Here is a 17090-nt window from a genome sequence, read left to right on the forward strand (position 1 = left end):
TCAGGCTCCTGAGAAACAGCGCTCACCGGACCAGCCCCTCCCGCTCCAGCACCGCCTGCACATGGCTGTCCAGCTCCCGTCCTCGCGCCAGGGCCAGCGGATCGTCCAGCTTCCCGCGCACCATCGACCGCGCCGAATCCTCCACCCCGTACAACCGCAGCACCTGCCCGGCGATCGTCTCGCGTTCGCGCGGCGGGAAGTACGCGAACGCCTGCCGCAACGCCGGCAACGCGACCAGCAGGTCCCGATCCGTCATCGCGGTGACCAGATCGTCCAGCACCGTCAGCACCGGCGCCTCCTCCAGGCACTGCTCCCGCGCCAGCGCGAACAGCCCGCCGAGCCAGTCCCCGAGGCTCGCCGGATTCCCGGCGGCCCGGATGGTGCGCTCGGCGTCCGCCGGCGGCGTGCCCAGCGACCAGCCGAACCCGAACGCCGCGCCCCGCAGGTCCGGCCCGGCCTCCGCGTTGTCCGCGATTCGCGCCATCACCTCCAGCGCACGCGCCGGGTCCAGACCGAGCCGGGCCGCCGCGTGCCGCACCGCGTCCCGTACCGCCCGAACCGCGGCGATCCGCCGCGGCGCGGCAGGCGCGCCCGGAGTGCCCGGCGCCGATTCCACCAGCCACAGCAGCCGGTCCACGGCCGCGCCGATGACGATCCCCAGCGTCTCCGACTGCTGAGCGTCGAGCAGCTGATCGTGCCGCCACAGGCCCAGCACGGCGGCCAGCACCTCGCCCAGCGGCTCGGGATCGCTGCCGGTGGCCACGGACAACGACAGCGAGGCCAGCACCTCCCGCGACCAGTCCTCGATCCCGCACAGCACCGCGTCGAACAGCGCCTTCGCGGCGGCGTCCAGGTTCCCGCCGCCCTGCACGCGCTCCCCCAGCCGCGCCGTCGCCGCCAGCTCGACCGTCGGGCCGTAGCCGCCGGCCTCGATCAGCGCGGCCAGCCGGTCCTGTTCGGCGCTGATCCGCCACTCCTCGGTGAACGTGCTGTCCTCGGCCGCCGGATCCGGCCCGGAGAGCCGGCGATAGCCCGGGATACCCAGGACCCTGAGTCGGTGCAGCAGCCGCGAGGCGTCACGCTCGGCGACGACCGTGAGGTCGAGCGTCACAGAGTTCTTATCCGCCAGCCCGTGCCGCTCCAGCTCCGCCTCGGCGTCGTGCACCAGTGGCGGCAGCGGCGTGTCCTTGTGCAGCCGGCCGACCCGGTCGCCGGACAGCGCCGCGACCATCTCCACGACCGCCGGATGCGTCCCCGGCGCCAGCAGCCGGCGCCCGGTCCAGGGCAGCGGCTGGTCCAGCGCCTCGCCGACCAGCGCCGACACCAGGCCGTCGAGCAGATCGGCGCGGGCCGGATGACGGTGCCCGCGCACGGCCGCCAGGCCCTCGCCGTTGACCCGCGCCGCGATGAGGTCGGCGGTCGAGACCCGCTGGCTGCGGCCGCGCAGCCGCTGCACGACCTCCTCGGTCAGCGCCGCGGCCGCCGCGCGCGGCCCCAGCTCCCACAGCCGCTGGTAGTAGCCCGGGGAGGGCATGCCGGACTGGTAGCCGTCGAAGGCGTCGAGGCGCTTGAACGAGTAGGGCACCAGGTAGCTGACGGCGGAATCGACGGGTACCGGTTCGAGCTCAGGCCAGCCGGCAGCCGCGACAACTGCCTCGGCCTCGGCCTCGCCCGCGAGCCGCAACAACGCCGGCCGGTGGAATCCGCCGCACACCACCAGCACCGGCCGATCAGGACTCTGACGCAGCGCGGCCGAGATCCAGCGCGCCATGTACTGCTCACGGATCTCGTCGGACGTCGGCTCGCTCTGGTCGCCCGGCTCCCGGTCGGCGTCGGACGCCGACCTGACCACGTCGAAGTACGTGTTCAGCCGCTCGCCGAGCTCCGCCGACGGCACCTCGGAAGCCTCGATCTCCGCCATGTGGTCCCACAGCGTGTCGATGTTGTCCATCCCGAACTGCCGGCACAGTTCGTCCACAACCTGTGTGTAACGCAGCTCGGCGTCGGCGTACCGGTTGGTCAGCACCGAGAACGCCGGATGCCAGGCCGGCAGGTCCATGAACCGCACCTCGGCCCCGGCCCGCGTGCCCTCGGTCAGCGCGACCCACTCCGGCGAGTACTCGCAGAACGGCGACCACGAGCCGCGCGCCATCGAGCCGTCCCGCACCGACGTGAACACCGCGACCGGCAGCTCGTGCCCGAGCAGGAACTCCCCGATCCGGTCGTTCATGTCGGACGGGCCCTCGATCAGCACGTGCGCCGGCCGCAGCCGCTCGATCGCCTCGCGGACCAGGCCCGCGCACGCCGGGCTGTGGTGTCTGACGCCGACGATGGTGAGGTTCCCGACGGCGTCCGCGGTCGGCGTCGAGCCCGGCGTCGCGGCCGGCGTCGAGCCCGTCGGCGGAGCCACCTTCTCAGAGGACGCCATCAGCCGGGCAGCCGGTGCCGCGCGTCGTACAGCTCCTGCCACTGGTCGCCCTTGCGCCGCTGCGCGTGCTGCTCCAGATACGTGCGCAGCTTCGCCAGGTCGTCGGCGTTGTCCTTCGCCGCGGTCCCGGCCAGGCACTCCACGATGTCCGTGGCCGTCCCGGCGTCACCGCGCAGGAACCAGCCGCGCAGGCCCACGGCGTGCGCCACCGAGACCGCCTCGGCGGTGCTCATCACCGACGACAGCCGCTCCATCGCGTCGCCCCGGTCGGTCTTGCCCTCGCGCAGTTCGCGGAACGCGGTGACCAGCACCTCCAGCACGTCGCGGCGCGGCGGCACGGTGACGCCGGAGCCCTCCAGCAGATGCGTCGCCTCCTGCTCGACCAGGGCGAGTTCGGTGGCGAAGTCGGTGATCGCGAACACGGTCTCGAAGTTGAAGCGCCGCTTGAGGGCCGCGCTCATCTCGTTCACGCCGCGGTCCCGGGTGTTCGCCGTCGCGATGACGTTGAACCCCTCGCGCGCGAAGACCAGCGCGTCCTCGCCGGTCAGCTCCGGGACCGCCATCACCCGGTCCGACAGCGGCGAGAGCAGGCAGTCCTGCACCTCCAGCGGGCAGCGCGTGATCTCCTCGAACCGCACCACCCGGCCCTCGGTCATGCCGCGGTACAGCGGCGCCGGGACCAGCGACTTGGTCGAGGGGCCCTCGGCGACCAGCAGCGCGTAGTTCCACGAGTACTTGATCTGGTCCTCGGTGGTGGCCGCGCCGCCCTGCACGGTGAGCGTCGAGTCGCCGCTGACCGCCGCCGCCAGCAGCTCCGACAGCAGCGACTTGGCGGTACCGGGCTCGCCGACCAGCATCAGGCCCCTGCTGGTGGCCAGCGAGACCAGCGCGCGGTCGATCAGCGAGGGGTCGCCGACGAACTTGCGGCTGATGCCGACCCGCTCGTCGCCGAGGATGAAACGCCGCGCGGCGCGCAGGCTCAGCGCCCAGCCCGGAGGCCGCTCACCGGAGTCGTCGGCGCGCAGCCGCGCCAGCTCGTCGGCGTAGCGGACCTCGGCGGCCGGGCGCTGGACGCGCTTGCCGCCGGCGCCCGAACCCGAGTCCGAGCCCGCGTCCCCGGCACTGTTCTTGGCGGTCACTGTGCGGTCACCTCAGTCAGATCGCGAAGTATTTCGGATGCGGTCACAGGGTCGAGTGTGCCGAACGGGTCCGACCGTTCGGGAACCGGGAGGCAGTAGCCGGTCCCGTCGCGGGATATCCACACGCCCTCGAAGGTCTGCTCCTCGGACTCCGCGATGTTTCCGACGGCGATCCCGGGATCGAGGGTCGCGAACAGGACGCGGCCATCGGGCAGCGGCCGGGCGATGTACACCTCGATCCCGTTGTCCCAGGGCTCGCCGCGCACCCAGCCGCGCCGGGTCAGCCCGGCCACCTTGCCGGCCGGCATTTCGATGTCGTCGAACCGGTTCAGGACCAGCGCCGCGCGCTCGGCGTCGGTGAGGACGTGCGGCTGCCGGCCGAGCTGCGCGAACGGCTGCAGGATCTGGTAGTCGGCCAGCACGTCGGACCAGCGTCCGACCAGCTCGCCGAGGTCCAGCGGATGCGCGACGCCGACCACGGCGCCGTCGGGCAGCGTGAAGACGTCGTCGTCGAGGTCTGCGAAGGTCAGGTCCTCGGCGACGCGGAAGGTCTCGACCAGCACGCCCCGCGCGTCGAACGTCCCCCACACCACCTGCCGCGCGATATGGCGCACCAGCGGATGCCGCACGAAGAAGGCGGTGAACTCCGCCGGCTCCCAGCGCCGCCGCAGGACCATGGCCCGCTCCAGCCGCGCGACCTGGTCCGCGACCACGGTGCGGGCCTGCTTCTTCAGCGCCGAGAAGTCTCGGACGGCCGCCGCGGCCAGGTCGGGATCGTCGGTCGCGGCAGGCTTCGGCAGGGTCTTGAGACGCCTGCCGGACTCGTCACGCACGGAAGGCTTCAGCTCGGCGTCGAATTCGACGACGAACCGCCGCGGCCCGAAGTCCAGCGTCATCGCGCCGTTCGCGTCCAGGCCGAGGTCCGGGACCACGCGATCGGCGAGCTGTTCGGCGGTCAGGCCCAGACCCTCGGCGATCTCCGCGATCTTCTCCGCGGCCCGGTCCTTCAGGGCCTTGAACTTCAGGCGCTGGGCGATGCCGGCCAACGTGGTCAGTGCGAGATCGGTGCCGATCGAGGCGAAGACGTCCAAAGCCTTGACCGCGCGGGCGTGGCCGTTCTCCCCCGGCCAGGCGCGGATCAGCGGATCCAGGCGGTGCACGGTCTCGTCGTCGCCGAACCAGCACAGCGCGAGGAGGACCCACGCGGACTCGCTCGGGTAGCCGGCCAGCCGCCAGTTCTCCATCAGCGCCCAGGAGTACTCGCGCAACGAGACGGCGTCGCAGAGCTCTTTGACCGTCTCGATGCCGTCGTACGGATCACCGGGCTTGGACAGGGTCAGCATCTGTCCGAGGTGACGGACCGCTTCTGCAGGCAGCCCGGCAGTGCCGTCGGCGAGCACGATCTGAGGCAGAGTAAAGGATTCCGCCCACCTCGGTACCTCTGGCAGGGTCTTCGGCAGCTCCTCGCCGCCGGCGGAGTCCATCAGAACTCTGATGGCCGCTGCTGCCTGATCGCCGTAGTTCTCGGCCGCGATCGCTATCACGTCGACGCCCGCCTTGTCACCGAGCCAACGCACGGTCCGGGCTGCTGCCTGGCGGTCCTTGCCAGGCTTGCCGACGGCTGCGGGGATCAGCTGTTCGGCGGCGTAGTCCGCATGGCGCGTGAGCCAGCGGACAGCGTCGGCGCGGCCGGTCGTGCGCTGCGTGAGGGCCACGGCGACGGTGGCGGCGATCTCGGGGCTGCGGAACGGCTGGATCAGGCCCAGGCGATGCGACGCGGTGGCCTTCAGCGCCATGGGAAGCCCCAGAACCTCGAACCGGGCCAGGTAGACCCGGGCCCATCCGTCGCGTTCGCCGACCGGGGGCTGCCGACCGGCCGCCAGCAGCGGACGGACCAGTTCGTCGGCCGCCCGGCAGAAGAAGCGCCGGTAGTTGATCTGCCGCCAGACGCCGTCGATCTCGCGCCAATCGCTGCGGTAATCGCCCCGAGCGGCGATGAAGGCCGCGATGACGGCGTCATCCGGCTCGGTCGGGTGGCGCTGGTCGCGAAACCGCGTCGCCAGCCATTCCTCGCGCTCGCCGTCGGCCCACACCGCACAAGCTCCGGCCGGGGCTGTCAGGCCTTTGACGACCACCGGCGCGGCGGCCGCGTCGCGGTTGACCCATGGCGGCGCGACGAGGACCGCCGGCAACGTCGCCGCCGCAGCATCGGGAAGAGCACGCGGAGGATCGAGCGCCGTCTCGGCCCGGGCTCGCGCGGCCGGGCTGAGAGTCGGCAGCTCCTCGCGAGCGAGATCGGGATAGGCGTTCGCGTGGAGGGCCAGCGCATGTGTCACGTGCTTGGCCCAGAGTGTCCGATCCCGGTCTGCGACGGCCTCGCCCGGCGCGCCGGGGTCGGTCTCGGCCAGGACGCGGAGTGTGCGGCGGGGGAACAGCTTGCCGCCGGCAAGCAGGTAGTGCCGTACCCCCTTCGTGCCCAGGTGGTCTGTCAGGGCCCGAATGGACTCCTCACTACCCAACTCCGAGAGCAAGGTAAGCAAGTCACTGTCGACACGCCATGACTTGTCGAGCCACGGCACGAACACCGGTGCCACCGCTGGGCCGACCGACGCCAGCAGTGTCGGCACTATCTCCTCCTGCCCGGGCCAGTTCAGCCACGGCTGACGCTCCGCGTACTCCCGGGCCTGAACGCTCGTGGTGAGTGCGGCGGCCAGCAGGCAGCAGGCAGGGTCCACCATCCTGCGGCCGTCGAGTACCTCGGAGTCCCGGAGGTCGGCATCGACCCACTCAGTACGCTCCCGGAACAGGAACGAGGTCAACACTCGCTGGTCGCGGCTGCCGTCGCGGTACTCGGCGGCCGCGGCCATCGCTTCGGCGTATTCAGCATCAGTGGCATCGGCCAACAACGCGAGCAGACGCGCCGCAGAACTCAAGCGAGGGCCGCATTGAGCGGACACCGGACCGCGACGAAACTGCGGATTCTGGCGCCTGCCGCGCAGATAGCTGTGCCGTACGGCGTGTACTCCGTGCAACTCGGCCATCCCACGGACCGCGAAGGCGAGGCCGCGGCTCAGGACCCAGCTGTCCGCGAAACGGCGCGGCACCATGGTGAACATCGCGACGTCAATAATGAGTGCCGCGCGCAGGCCGGCCTGGAGCGGAGAGGCAGTCGTCAGAGTGTCGAACCCGGGGTGCGTCGCAGCCTCGACCAGATCCCGGTCCGACCCCGGATCGACGATGGCGCGCCGGTAGTACCCGTCCACCTTCTGGCGGAGATCGTCCATCCATTCGACCATCTCGCCCAACGGCTCGTCGATCGTCGTCGCCGCGCCCCCGTCGCCCCGGCGCCGGAGCACCTTCGTGCGAAAGCGTTCCGGCAGGACGAACTCCTCGTCCGCAGTAACGGTCGCGGTCACCGTCAGTGCACCTCTTCCAAGTCCCGCAGGACGATCGCCGCGAACCCCTCGTCGAGCCCGGCCAGCGGGAGCGCGTGGCGTTCGAAGTCGGGATCGTCGCCGGTCCTGCTCAGCCAGACCGCGGTGACGGCCTGGTAGGGCGACAGTGCCGCGGCTCCCGCCTCGATTCCCGGGAGCAGGTCCATGACCAGCCAGGTCCCGTCGCCGGCCGGGCGAAGCAGGCGCGACCACTTCCGGTCGGTGATCGGGCCGCGGTGCCAGCCGCGGGCGGCCAGGGCTTCGAACTTCGTCGCGCCGAAGCGCATCTCGTAGAGCGCGGCGGTGTCGGCGACCGCGTCGGGCGAGATGTACGGACGCACCAGGCGCTTGCCCGCTCGTTCCTCGGCGTTCAGGCCGAGCGGCGGCCGGCCCAGCTGCTCGAACGGTTGCAGCAGCTCGTAGTCGGAGAACACCTCGGACCAGCGGGCCAGCGCGGGCCCGAGGTCGACCGGGTGCGCGATGCCGATCTGTGCGCCTTCGGGGACCTCGTAGTGCGCGTCGTCGACGTCTGCGAAGCTCAGGTCCTCGGCGATCCGGAACGAGCCGAGCAGCGCGCCGTCCTCGGCGTAGACGCCCCACACCAGGCGCCGCGCGATCCGGCCGAGCACGAGGTGGCAGACCACGTACTCGGTGAACTCCTCCGGGATCCAGCAGCGGTGCTGGAGCATCGCCTTCTCCATCCGGGCCGCCTGTTCCTGCGCCCCGTCCTGGACCTGCTTCTTGAGCGTGCTGAACCGCTTGGCGGAGGCGGCGGCCAGTTCGGTGTCGTCCCGTTTGCCGGGCTTGGGCAACGCGCGCAGCACCGTGCCGGCCTCGTCGGCGACGACCGGCCGCAGCAGGTCGTCGAAGGACACGTCGAAACTGCGCCTGCCGTAGTCCAGCCGGACGGTGCCCTCGGGGGTCAGGCCGGAGGTCGGGACCAGGCGGTCGGCGAGCCGGTCCGGGGTCAGGTCCAGGGATTCGGCGACGTCCTCGAAGGTCGTCCGGGCCTTGCGTTTCAACGTCATGGTCCACGAACGGCCGGCGAAGCCGTGCAACGCGGTCAGCGCGCGATCGCCGCCGATCATGGCGAGCGCGTCCAATCCGTCGCGGATGTTCTCCGGCTTCGCCCGGCGGTGCCAGACCCGGATCAGCTCCTCCAACCGCGCGACCGTGCTCTGGTCGCCGAAGACGCCGAGCGCGCCGATGACCCAGCGGTCGTTCTCCTCGCCGCCGGCGAGGTCCCAGGTCTGGGCCAGGGACCAGGCGAACTCGGCGAGCGAGGTCGCGTCGCAGAGCTCTTTGACGATCTCCAGGCCCGGGTAGAGCGCGTCAGGCTTGGAGAACATCAGCATTTCCAGGACTGCTTGCACGGCATCGCGGGGAAGCGCGGTCTTGCCGTCCTTCAAGCGGATCTCGGCCAGCAGCGCCGCGCGGGCCCACATCGGTGTCGGCGGAACGGTGCGGGGGTAGTCCTCCAGGCCCCGGTCCGCCATGGCCTCCTTGGCCGCGGCGGCGGCTTCCTCGCCGTACGTCTGCTGCGTAATGGTCACGACGTCGACACCGTCGGCTTCGAGCCACCGCAGCGCGGCGACGGTGCTCTGCCGAAGCTTGCCGGGCTTACCCAGCGCCGTCGGCACCAGGCCGCGCACCGCGTCCTCGGGATGCCGACGCAGCCAGGAGACCGCGTACGCGCGCACGGAGCGCAGCCGCACCAGTGCGTCGGCCATGATCGCGGCGATCTCGGCGCTCACGAACGGCTGGAGCAGCCGCGCCCGCACGGCCGGGAACCGCGTCAGGGACAGCACCGTCGGAAGCGCCAGGAGCTCGTACTTCGCGGTGAACGTCCGGGCCCGGTTCGTGACCTGGCGCATCGGCGGCTGCCAGCCCGGGAGGTGCGGACGCACCAGGTCCTCGGGGGCGTACGCGGCGAAGTAGGTGGCCAGGTGTTCGTTGGCGTTGCCGGCCATGATCTTCGGCAGGACTGTCTCCCAGCCCTGTTCCGGCGTCCAGCCGGCGCCGTGCCCGGTGAGCCAGGCTTCGCGCTCGCCGGGCAGCCAGTCGACGGTGACCTCGGCCGGCGGGGTCAGGCCCTCGATCACGATCGGCTTCGCGCGCTTGCGCTTCTTGTCCCGCCACGGCGGTGCCGCCAGGATCTCAGGCAGATCGAGCGCATCGGCGTCGGGGGCATCCTCGGTGAGCAGCGCCTCGATCCGGTCACACGCCTCGGGGCTCACCCGCGCGGCCTCGATCCTGGCCCGCGCGGGATCGGCGAGGACGACCATGGTCAGCAGGCGCGTGGCTTCCGCGGACGGCGCGGCCTCGGCCAGCACCCGCAACGCCCGGCGCGGGAACCGCTTGACCGCGGCCTGCAGGCGCTCGCCCACCCCGTCGCGGTCGATCCACTCGACGAGCACGGACAGCGCCGCGTCGCTCGGGATCCGGGCGATCAGGCCGAGGCTTTGCCGATGGATCGGGCACGGCTGCGGACGCCCCTTGCGCGGGGACGGACACCGGTGGCCGGAATCGCACCACGCGGCGAGCACCGGCAGCGCCGCGGGTCCGGCGACGGTCAAAAAGGTCAGCTCGACGTGGGATTCGCCGTCCCACTGCCAGTCCGTCAGCCCTCTGAATCGCTCGGCGAGCGCCGCCGCCTGGGCCTCGGTCGACGCCGACGGCAGCAGCGCGACGAACGACAGCGGGCCACGCTCCGCCGCACCGAGATCGGCCCAGAACCACTCGGGCCGCTCCGGGAACAGGAACGAGGTCAGGGACCGGGTCGCCGCAGTGGGCTCGTCCCGGCGCATGCGCTCGGCCGTGGCCAGGAGTTCGGCACGCTCCGCCGCCGGGGCCGTCCGCGCGAACAACAGCAACCGATCGAGGCCCCACCGCGGACGGAAGTGGTTGTTGCCCCGCACATGGGAGAAGAAGTCCCCCGTGACCAGGCCCATGACGGCGCAGTACTCGGCGAAGGCCGCCATCGCGAAGGCCAGGCCTCGCCCCTCGGCCCACACATCGACCACGGACACGCTGTGGATGGTCTCCGGGAGCAGGATGGACTCGACCACGGCGGCCTGGAGCGGAGTCTGCGTGTCCAGGTCGGCGACATCGACACCGGCCAATACCGCCGCCGGGTCCGGGACATGCCCGAAATGGGTCGCGAACGTGGGCAGCGGCGAGGACAGGGCAGCGGCGACCCTCGCCTCGTAGTCCGCCGGGTTCTCGCGGCGCAGACCCAGGACCCTCGCGGCCTGTTCGTAGAACTTCGGCGGCTCGTCCGCCGGCTGCCAGGTACGGTCCAGGGGTTTGATGCCGTGGTAGAAGCCGGCCAGCTCGAAGAAGTCCTCAGGGTCCTGCGTCATGCTCTCGCCGTCCGCCGTAACGATGGTCATCGGCCCGTCACTTCCGCCAGGTCCCGCAGAATCTCCGAGGCCCGCACCGCGTCGAGTTCGGACAGCGGCACCGAGTGCTCGTCGATCGAGGCGTGCTCGCCGGCCACGCTGAGCCAGACCCGGTCGATGGTCTGGTAGCCGGAGCCCTCCGCCACGGCGCCCTTCAGTCCCGGCGAGATGTCCACGATCATGTACCGGTCGTCGTCGCCGAGCGGCCGCAGGAACCGCGACCACACCGGCGGATCGCCCAGCGGGCCGCTGGACCAGCCGCGGGGCTCCAGGGCGACGATCACGCTCGCGTCCAGGACGATCCCCTGGAAGCGCTTCAGCGTCCGGCCGGCCCGCTCCTCGGCGGTCAGCTCCAGCGCCGGCCGGCCCAACTGGTCCAGCGACTGCAGGATCTCGTAGTCGGCGAACAGCTCGCTCCACTCTGTCACGGCCGAGCCGAGCTCCACCGGGTGTGCGACGCCGATGACGGCGCCTTCGGGGATCTCGTAGTGCGCGTCGTGGGCGTCGGCGTAGCTGAGGTCTTCTGCGATCCGGAAGGAGCCGATCGTCGCGCCGTCGGCGGCGTAGACGCCCCACACCACGCGCCGCGTGATGTGGCGCAGCAGCGGATGCGCGACCATGTGCGCGGCGAAGCCCTCCGGCTCCCAGCGCCGCCGGGTGAACATCGCCTTCTCCAGACGCTTGATCTGGTCCACCGCAATGATCTGCGCGGCCTTCTTGACTTCCGTGAACTGCTGGTACGCCGCCTTCGCCAGCTCCTGGTCGTCGTTCTTGACCGGCCGCGGCATCCGGGGCAGCACCTTGCCGGCCTCGTCGGTGACCCGGGGCCGCAGCAGCTCGTCGAAGCCGACGTGGAAGAAGCGCGGGCCGTAGTCCAGCCGGAGCGTACCCGACGGGCCCAGGCCGAGGGTCGGGACCACGCGGTCGGCGAGTTCGTCGGCGTCGAGGTCGAGCGAGGCCGCGACGTCCTGGAACCGTTGCTCGGCCCGGCGCCGGACCGGCTTGCGCCGCCCCTTCTGGACCACGGTGTGCAGGGCCGCCAGGGCCCGGTCGCCGCCGATCATGCCCAGTACGGTCAGCGCGTCGCCGACGAGACCGTAGTCGCGCGCCGTGGTCCAGGGCCCGATCAGCGGTTCCAGCCGGTCCACGGTGCCGTCGTCGCCGAGCTGTCCCATGGCGTCGAAGGCCCAGCGCTCCTCCGCGTCGGAACCGCACTCGTGCCAGTTGTGGAACAGCGCGAAGGCGAACTCGCCCAGCGAGGACTCGTCGCAGAGCTCTTTGACGACTTCCAGACCGGGATACGGGGCCTCGGGCTTGGAGATCTGAAGCATCTCCACCACGCTCTGGGCCGCGCGCGCCGGCAGCACTCCCGTCCCGTCCTTGAGCCGGATCTGCGGCAAAACCGAGGATCTGGCCCACATCGGCGTGTCGGGCATGCTGCGCGGATAGGCACCGAGGCCGCCGTCGCTGAGCAGTTCCTTGAGGGCGACGCCGACGGCTTCGCCGTACGCACCGGAGGCGACGCCCACGACGTCGGTGCCGTCGGCGGCGAGCCAGCGCAGCGCGGCGTCGGCGTTGCGCCGCTGCTGGCCCGCCCTGCCGAGCGCGGCCGGCACCAGGCCGCGGGTGGCCGCTTCGGGATGGCGCCGCAGCCAGCCCAGTGCCGTACCCCGGGCCACGCTGCGGCGCCGCGTCATGCCCGCGACCATGGTGGCGGCGATGTCCGCGCTGACGAACGGCTGGAGCAGCCGGCCCCGGACCGCGGGCAGTCCGCGGATCGCCAGCACCGCCGGCAGCGCCAGCAGTTCGTAGCGGGCGACGAAGGAGTGCGCGCGGTCGTCGGCCCGCCGCAACGGCGGCTGCCAGCCGTCCTCGAGCATGGGCCGCACCAGCTCCGGCGGGGCGTAGGCAGCGAAGTAGAGCGCGACCGGCGTCATCGGGTCGTCGGGCTGCGCCGGCTCGGTACGCCAGGCCGCGACCTGTTCGGCGATCGCCGGCCAGCCCTGGCTCGGCTCCCAGCCGGCGCCGCGGCCGAGCCAGCGCTCGCGCTCCCCGGGCAGCCAGGCGGCCTCGACGGCGGCCGGCGGCGTCAGGCCCGCGACCTGGACCGGCTTCGGCCGCTTGGCTTTCGGGTCCGACCACGGCGGCCGGGAGAGGATGTCAGGGATCTGCGTCTCGGACACGGCGGCCGGAGCCATGTCGGTGAGGACGGCGATGACGTGCGTCGTGGCCCGGGTCGGTGGCATCGCGGACAGCACACGCAGTGCGGTGTCCGGGAAACGCACCGCGGCGGCGTGCAGGTAGGCCAGAGTCTCGGGGCGTCCGTTGTGCCGATCGGCGAGCGCCTGCATCGCCGCGTCGCCCGGGATCCGGGAGAGCAGCTCCAGGGCCTGATGCCGGCTCTCGTTCAGGGCCTGGCCCTGCTTCGGCTGGCCGTCGTACCAGGCGAGCAGGAAGGGCAGAGCTTCGGCGCCGGCGACCGTCAGGAAGGCCAGCTCGACGGCGGGGTCGCCGTCCCAGGTCCACTTCTCGCCGGCCCGCAACAGCTCGCCGACCGTGCGCGCCTGCTCGGCGGTGGCGACCGAGGGCAGCAGCGAGGCGGCCGGGATCTCGCCACGGCGTGCCGCCATCAGATCTTCCTCAAGCCAGTCCGTGCGCTCGGGGAACAGGAAGGTGGTCAGCGTCCGAGAGAATCCGCAGCCGTCGCTCTCCTTCACCCGCCACCGCTCGGCGACGCTCATCGCCTCGGCGCGGACGTCGTCCGGAGCCGACCGGACCAGGTCCACCAGCTGCCGCGCCATGACCATGACGTCCAGCAGGACCGGAGTCTTCTTCGACCAAGCGATGCGGGGCCACGGGTCCAGATGGCAGTACGCGATGACCGCCTCCAGCGCGAACGGCACGCCGCGGACGTGGTTCCAGACGCCGATCGCGAGCTCGTCGCCGAAGTCCTCCAGCGGGACCAGCGTGGCTTCGGCGACGGCGGCCTGCAGCGGCGTCATGGCGGTCAGGTCGCCGAAGTCGACACCCCGCATCGCGTCGACGAAGGGCTTGGCGCTGCCCGCGTGCCGCATGGCGGCGTCGATGGTCGTCTTGGAGGCCTCGACCACGCCGCGCCGCCGCTCGTGGAGCCGCTGCACGGCCTCGCGGTCGATCGGCGGCGCCTGATCGGGGCGGCACCGGCCGCGCGCGAGGGGCACGACCCGCTGGTAGTCGCTCGGCAGCTCCAGCCCGCCGGTCATCGCGCGGTCACCTCGCTCAGGTCGTTCAGGATCTCCGAGGCGGTCACCGGGTCCAGGGTCGACAGCGGATCCGTGGTGCCGTCCTGGCGCCAGTATCCGTAGCGGTCGTGGTTCTTCCCGCCGATCCACACCTTCGTCAGCTCCTGGTCCTCGGCCTCGCCGGCCCAGCCCGCGCCGAACCCGGGCGCCAGCTCGACCACCGCGGTGCGGCCGTCGGGCAGCGCGCGCAGCAGGTAGCCCTGCCAGCCGGCGTCGGCCGGGGCGCTGCGCTGCCAGCCGCGCCGCTCCAGGCCCAGGACCTTGCCGGCGGGGGTCCGGATCCCGGCGAAGCGGGTCAGCAGGCTGCTTTGCTCCTCTTCGGCGGTGAGGGCGAGGACCGGCCGGCCGAGCTGCCGGAACGGTTGCAGGATCTCGTAGTCGGCGAACAGCTCCGCCCAGCGCGGCAGGTCGCCGCCGAGGTCCACGGGGTGCGCGACGCCGATCAGGGCGTCGTCGGCGAGCGGGGCGGGGTCGTCGTCGACGTCGGCGTAGGAGGCGTCCTCGGCGACCCGGAACGTGCCGCGCACGCCGGTGCCGTCCGGCCGGAAGTCCGACCACACCAGCCGCCGGACCAGGTGGCGCAGCAGCGGATGGCCGACGAAGTACTCCTCGAAGTCGGCCTTCGTCCAGCGGCGGCGCGCCACCATCGCCAGCTCCAGCCGGACGATCTGGTCCGAGGCCAGGGTCCGCACGTCCTTCTTCAGGCCGCTGAACCGCTGGTAGGCGGCCGGCGCCAGTTCGGCGTCGTCCTTCACGCCGGGTTTGGGCAGGGACTTCAGGCGCTTGCCGCTCTCGTCGGCGACGCCGGGCTTGAGCTGTTCGTCGAAGAAGACCCGGAAGCGGCGCGGGCCGTAGTCCAGCTCCATCGAGCCGGAGCCGTCCAGGCCGAGGTCCGGGACCAGCCGGTCACCGAGCTGGTCGCGGGTCAGGCGCAGTTCCTTGGCGATGGCCTCGACGCGTTCCTGTGCGCTCTCCTTCAGCCCCCGGAACTTGCCCTTCTGCGAGATCCCGTAAAGGTGGAGCAGCGCGGTGTCGCCGCCGATCGCGGTCAGCACGTCCAGACCGGCGACCGCGCGGGCGTGGCCGCCGTCGCCGGGCCAGACGCGGATCAGCGGGGACAGGCGGCGGACGGCTTCGTCGCCGCCGAACCAGCGCAGCGAGTCCATCGCGAAGGACTGCTTCGCCGGGTAGTCGGCGGTCTGCCAGTTCTCGAACAGGCCCCAGACGAAGTCGGCGAGCGAGCGGGCGTCGCAGAGTTCTTTCACGGCGTCCAGCCCGAGGTACGGGTCCTCGGCGGTGGAGATCATGAACATCCGGACCACGGTGCGCACCGCCGACCGCGGCAGCGCCTCTTTGCGGCCGGCCACCAGCAACTGCGGCAGGCTCTCCGGCTCGGCCCAGCTCGGCGGCTCCGGCATGGTCTTCGGCAACGAGGCGAACAGCGGATCCTGAGCCAGGAGTCGGACGACACCGGCCTCGGCTTCGCTGCCGTAGGTCGCGGCCTCGGCGCGAACCTCGTCCTGGAACCCCTCGGCGACCAGGAAGCGCAACGCGGTCTCGGCGGCCTGACGGGCTCGGCCGGCCTTCCCGAGCGCCGCGGGTATCAGGGTTCGAGCGGTGAGCGCGGGGTGCCGGCGCATCCAGGCCTGCCCCGGGGCGCGCAGCGTCTTCAGCCGCAGGTTCCAGTCCGCGACCAGCGGTGCTATCTCGGAGCAGGCGAACGGCAGCAGGAGCTCGGCGTTCTCCAGCGGGCTGCTGCGCACCGCGCTCAGCACCGAGGGGAAGGCGTCGATGCCGAAGCGCGCGGTGGCGGTGCTGCACCAGGCGAGGGCGTCGTAGGAGTAGCCGTCCGAGAGGTTCCGGAGCGCCTGCCGGGCCTCCTTTTCGGGGCCCCTCATGACGATCACCATGAGCTGGTACGCGTTGCGGCGGCCCAGGGCCTTGGCGAGCCGCTTGCCCCAGTCCTCGTCCTCGCGGTGGTGCACGCCGAGCGTATCGGCGCGCCAGTCCGCGTGCTCCTGATCGTTCAACCAGACGACGTCCGCGCTGGTCGGTGCTGTCAGGCCCTTGATGAGCACGGGCCTGACGACCTCGCGCTCCTGCTCCCACGGCGGCGTGGCAAGCAGCTCCGGCAGGGCGGCGGCGGCCACCGGGGGCAGCGGTGCGGCGACCGCGTTGGCCAGTTTCTCGACGCGTGCGCGCGGCTCGTCGGCCAGCTGCGCCGCGACCGCGCGGGCCGCCTCCGGCCGGCTGACCACCGTCAGCCGCAGCACCCGCTCCACCGCGGTGCGGGCCGCCGGCTGGTCCGGCGCCGCCTCGGCGAGCAGCCGGATGCCGCGCTCCGGGAAGCGCTGCGCGGCCTCGGCGAGCACGGCCGCGGTGCCGCGGTAGTTCAGCTGGCCGAGCAGCGCCAGGAAGGCCTGTTCGCTGTCGAAGCCGGCGAGCAGCCGCTGCACGCGCTGCCGGGACTCGACGCCGTCCCAGTAGTCCTCGGCCCAGCTCGCGATCGCCGGGACCAGGTCCAGCCCGACGGTGGCGACCATGGTCGCGGTCGCCGCCGAGCACAGGCGCAGCGCGTCGGCGTGGGCCCACTTCGTGAGCCGCTCGGCCTGCCGGCTCGTGCTCACCGCTCCGATCAGCAGCCAGGCGGCGAGGCCGTCGCGGACCTCCCAGCGGCGGCCCAGCGGACCGGAGACGTCCTCGTCGACCCACTCGGAGCACTCGGGGAACAGGAAGGAGATGAAGGTGTTCCGGACGTCGGCCGGGCTCCGCAGGTCGCCGGCGGCAGTGCGGGCGGCGGCGTAGTCGTCGTCGCCGGCCGTTACGAGGTGGCGGCGCATCCGCGCGGCCATCGCGAAACGCTCCTGCGCCTGGGCCGCGTCGTGGTCCTTGCGGCGCAGGGCCGGAATCTTCTGGCCCTTGCGCGGCACGAAGATGCCGAAACCGCCGAGCTCGATGGTCGCGGCGGTGGCGAACGGGACGCCGCGCGCGGCGACCCAGGCGTCGACCAGGACGTAGGGCTCGTAGTTCTTCGGGGCGTCGTAGAGCACTGCGGCCGCCGCGATCGCAGCCTGCTGCGATGTCATCGCGGCCAGGTCGCCGAACTCCGGCTCCCGCATGGCCGCGGCCAGGTCGCCGTCGGTGCCCTCAGCGCCGTTGTGGCCGAGCACCAGGTCGACGGTCTTCGCGGCCTTGGCGAAGACCCGTTCGAAGTCTGCGACGGCGTCCGCGGCCGGTTCGAACACCAGGTCCGGAGCCGCCGACCTGCCGTCCCGGCGCGGTATCACCAGCGACCGGGGATCAAAGTGCTTGTCGAACAACCCTGCGACAGCGCCCACCGGTTCCAGGACGTTCCCCACTAGCCCTCCCAAGCCATTTGCCCGCCCGAATGGGGACGACCCTAGCGA

Annotated in this window: 6 protein-coding genes; all 6 read right to left on the reverse strand. The window is 72.1% G+C overall.

What is annotated here, in order from left to right:
- Window positions 1–22 precede the first annotated feature (22 nt).
- The 6 genes from ABH920_RS31205 to ABH920_RS31230 all read right to left on the reverse strand — a co-directional run bounded on the left by ABH920_RS31205 (window position 23) and on the right by ABH920_RS31230 (window position 17042).
- Window positions 23–2332, reverse strand: a complete 2310-nt coding sequence (locus tag ABH920_RS31205) for a DUF5682 family protein (protein ID WP_370352915.1) — start codon at window positions 2330–2332, stop codon at window positions 23–25.
- Window positions 2333–2427: 95 nt separating this feature from the next.
- On the reverse strand, window positions 2428–3567 hold the full coding sequence (locus ABH920_RS31210) for an AAA family ATPase (RefSeq protein ID WP_370352777.1): 1140 nt from the start codon (window positions 3565–3567) through the stop codon (window positions 2428–2430).
- Complete coding sequence (locus ABH920_RS31215) at window positions 3564–6983, reverse strand: DUF4132 domain-containing protein (protein ID WP_370352778.1); 3420 nt, start codon at window positions 6981–6983, stop codon at window positions 3564–3566. Before ABH920_RS31215 ends, ABH920_RS31210 begins: the two co-directional genes overlap by 4 nt.
- Window positions 6984–6985: 2 nt before the next feature.
- A complete protein-coding gene (locus ABH920_RS31220; RefSeq protein WP_370352779.1) occupies window positions 6986–10393 on the reverse strand; it encodes a DUF4132 domain-containing protein in 3408 nt (1135 codons plus the stop codon).
- Window positions 10390–13644, reverse strand: a complete 3255-nt coding sequence (locus tag ABH920_RS31225) for a DUF4132 domain-containing protein (RefSeq protein WP_370352780.1) — start codon at window positions 13642–13644, stop codon at window positions 10390–10392. Before ABH920_RS31225 ends, ABH920_RS31220 begins: the two co-directional genes overlap by 4 nt.
- On the reverse strand, window positions 13641–17042 hold the full coding sequence (locus tag ABH920_RS31230) for a DUF4132 domain-containing protein (RefSeq protein ID WP_370352781.1): 3402 nt from the start codon (window positions 17040–17042) through the stop codon (window positions 13641–13643). The genes ABH920_RS31225 and ABH920_RS31230 overlap by 4 nt, the downstream gene beginning before the upstream one ends.
- Between the last annotated feature and the right edge of the window lie 48 nt (window positions 17043–17090).

The organism is Catenulispora sp. EB89 (genome assembly GCF_041261445.1).
In the GTDB taxonomy this organism is placed as follows: Bacteria; Actinomycetota; Actinomycetes; order Streptomycetales; family Catenulisporaceae; genus Catenulispora.

Excerpts from the sequence above, each read along its gene's own strand:
- ABH920_RS31225 (WP_370352780.1), bottom strand. The coding sequence starts at position 13,644 with ATGACCGGCGGGCTGGAGCTGCCGAGCGACTACCAGCGGGTCGTGCCC.
- ABH920_RS31220 (WP_370352779.1), bottom strand. The coding sequence starts at position 10,393 with ATGACCATCGTTACGGCGGACGGCGAGAGCATGACGCAGGACCCTGAG.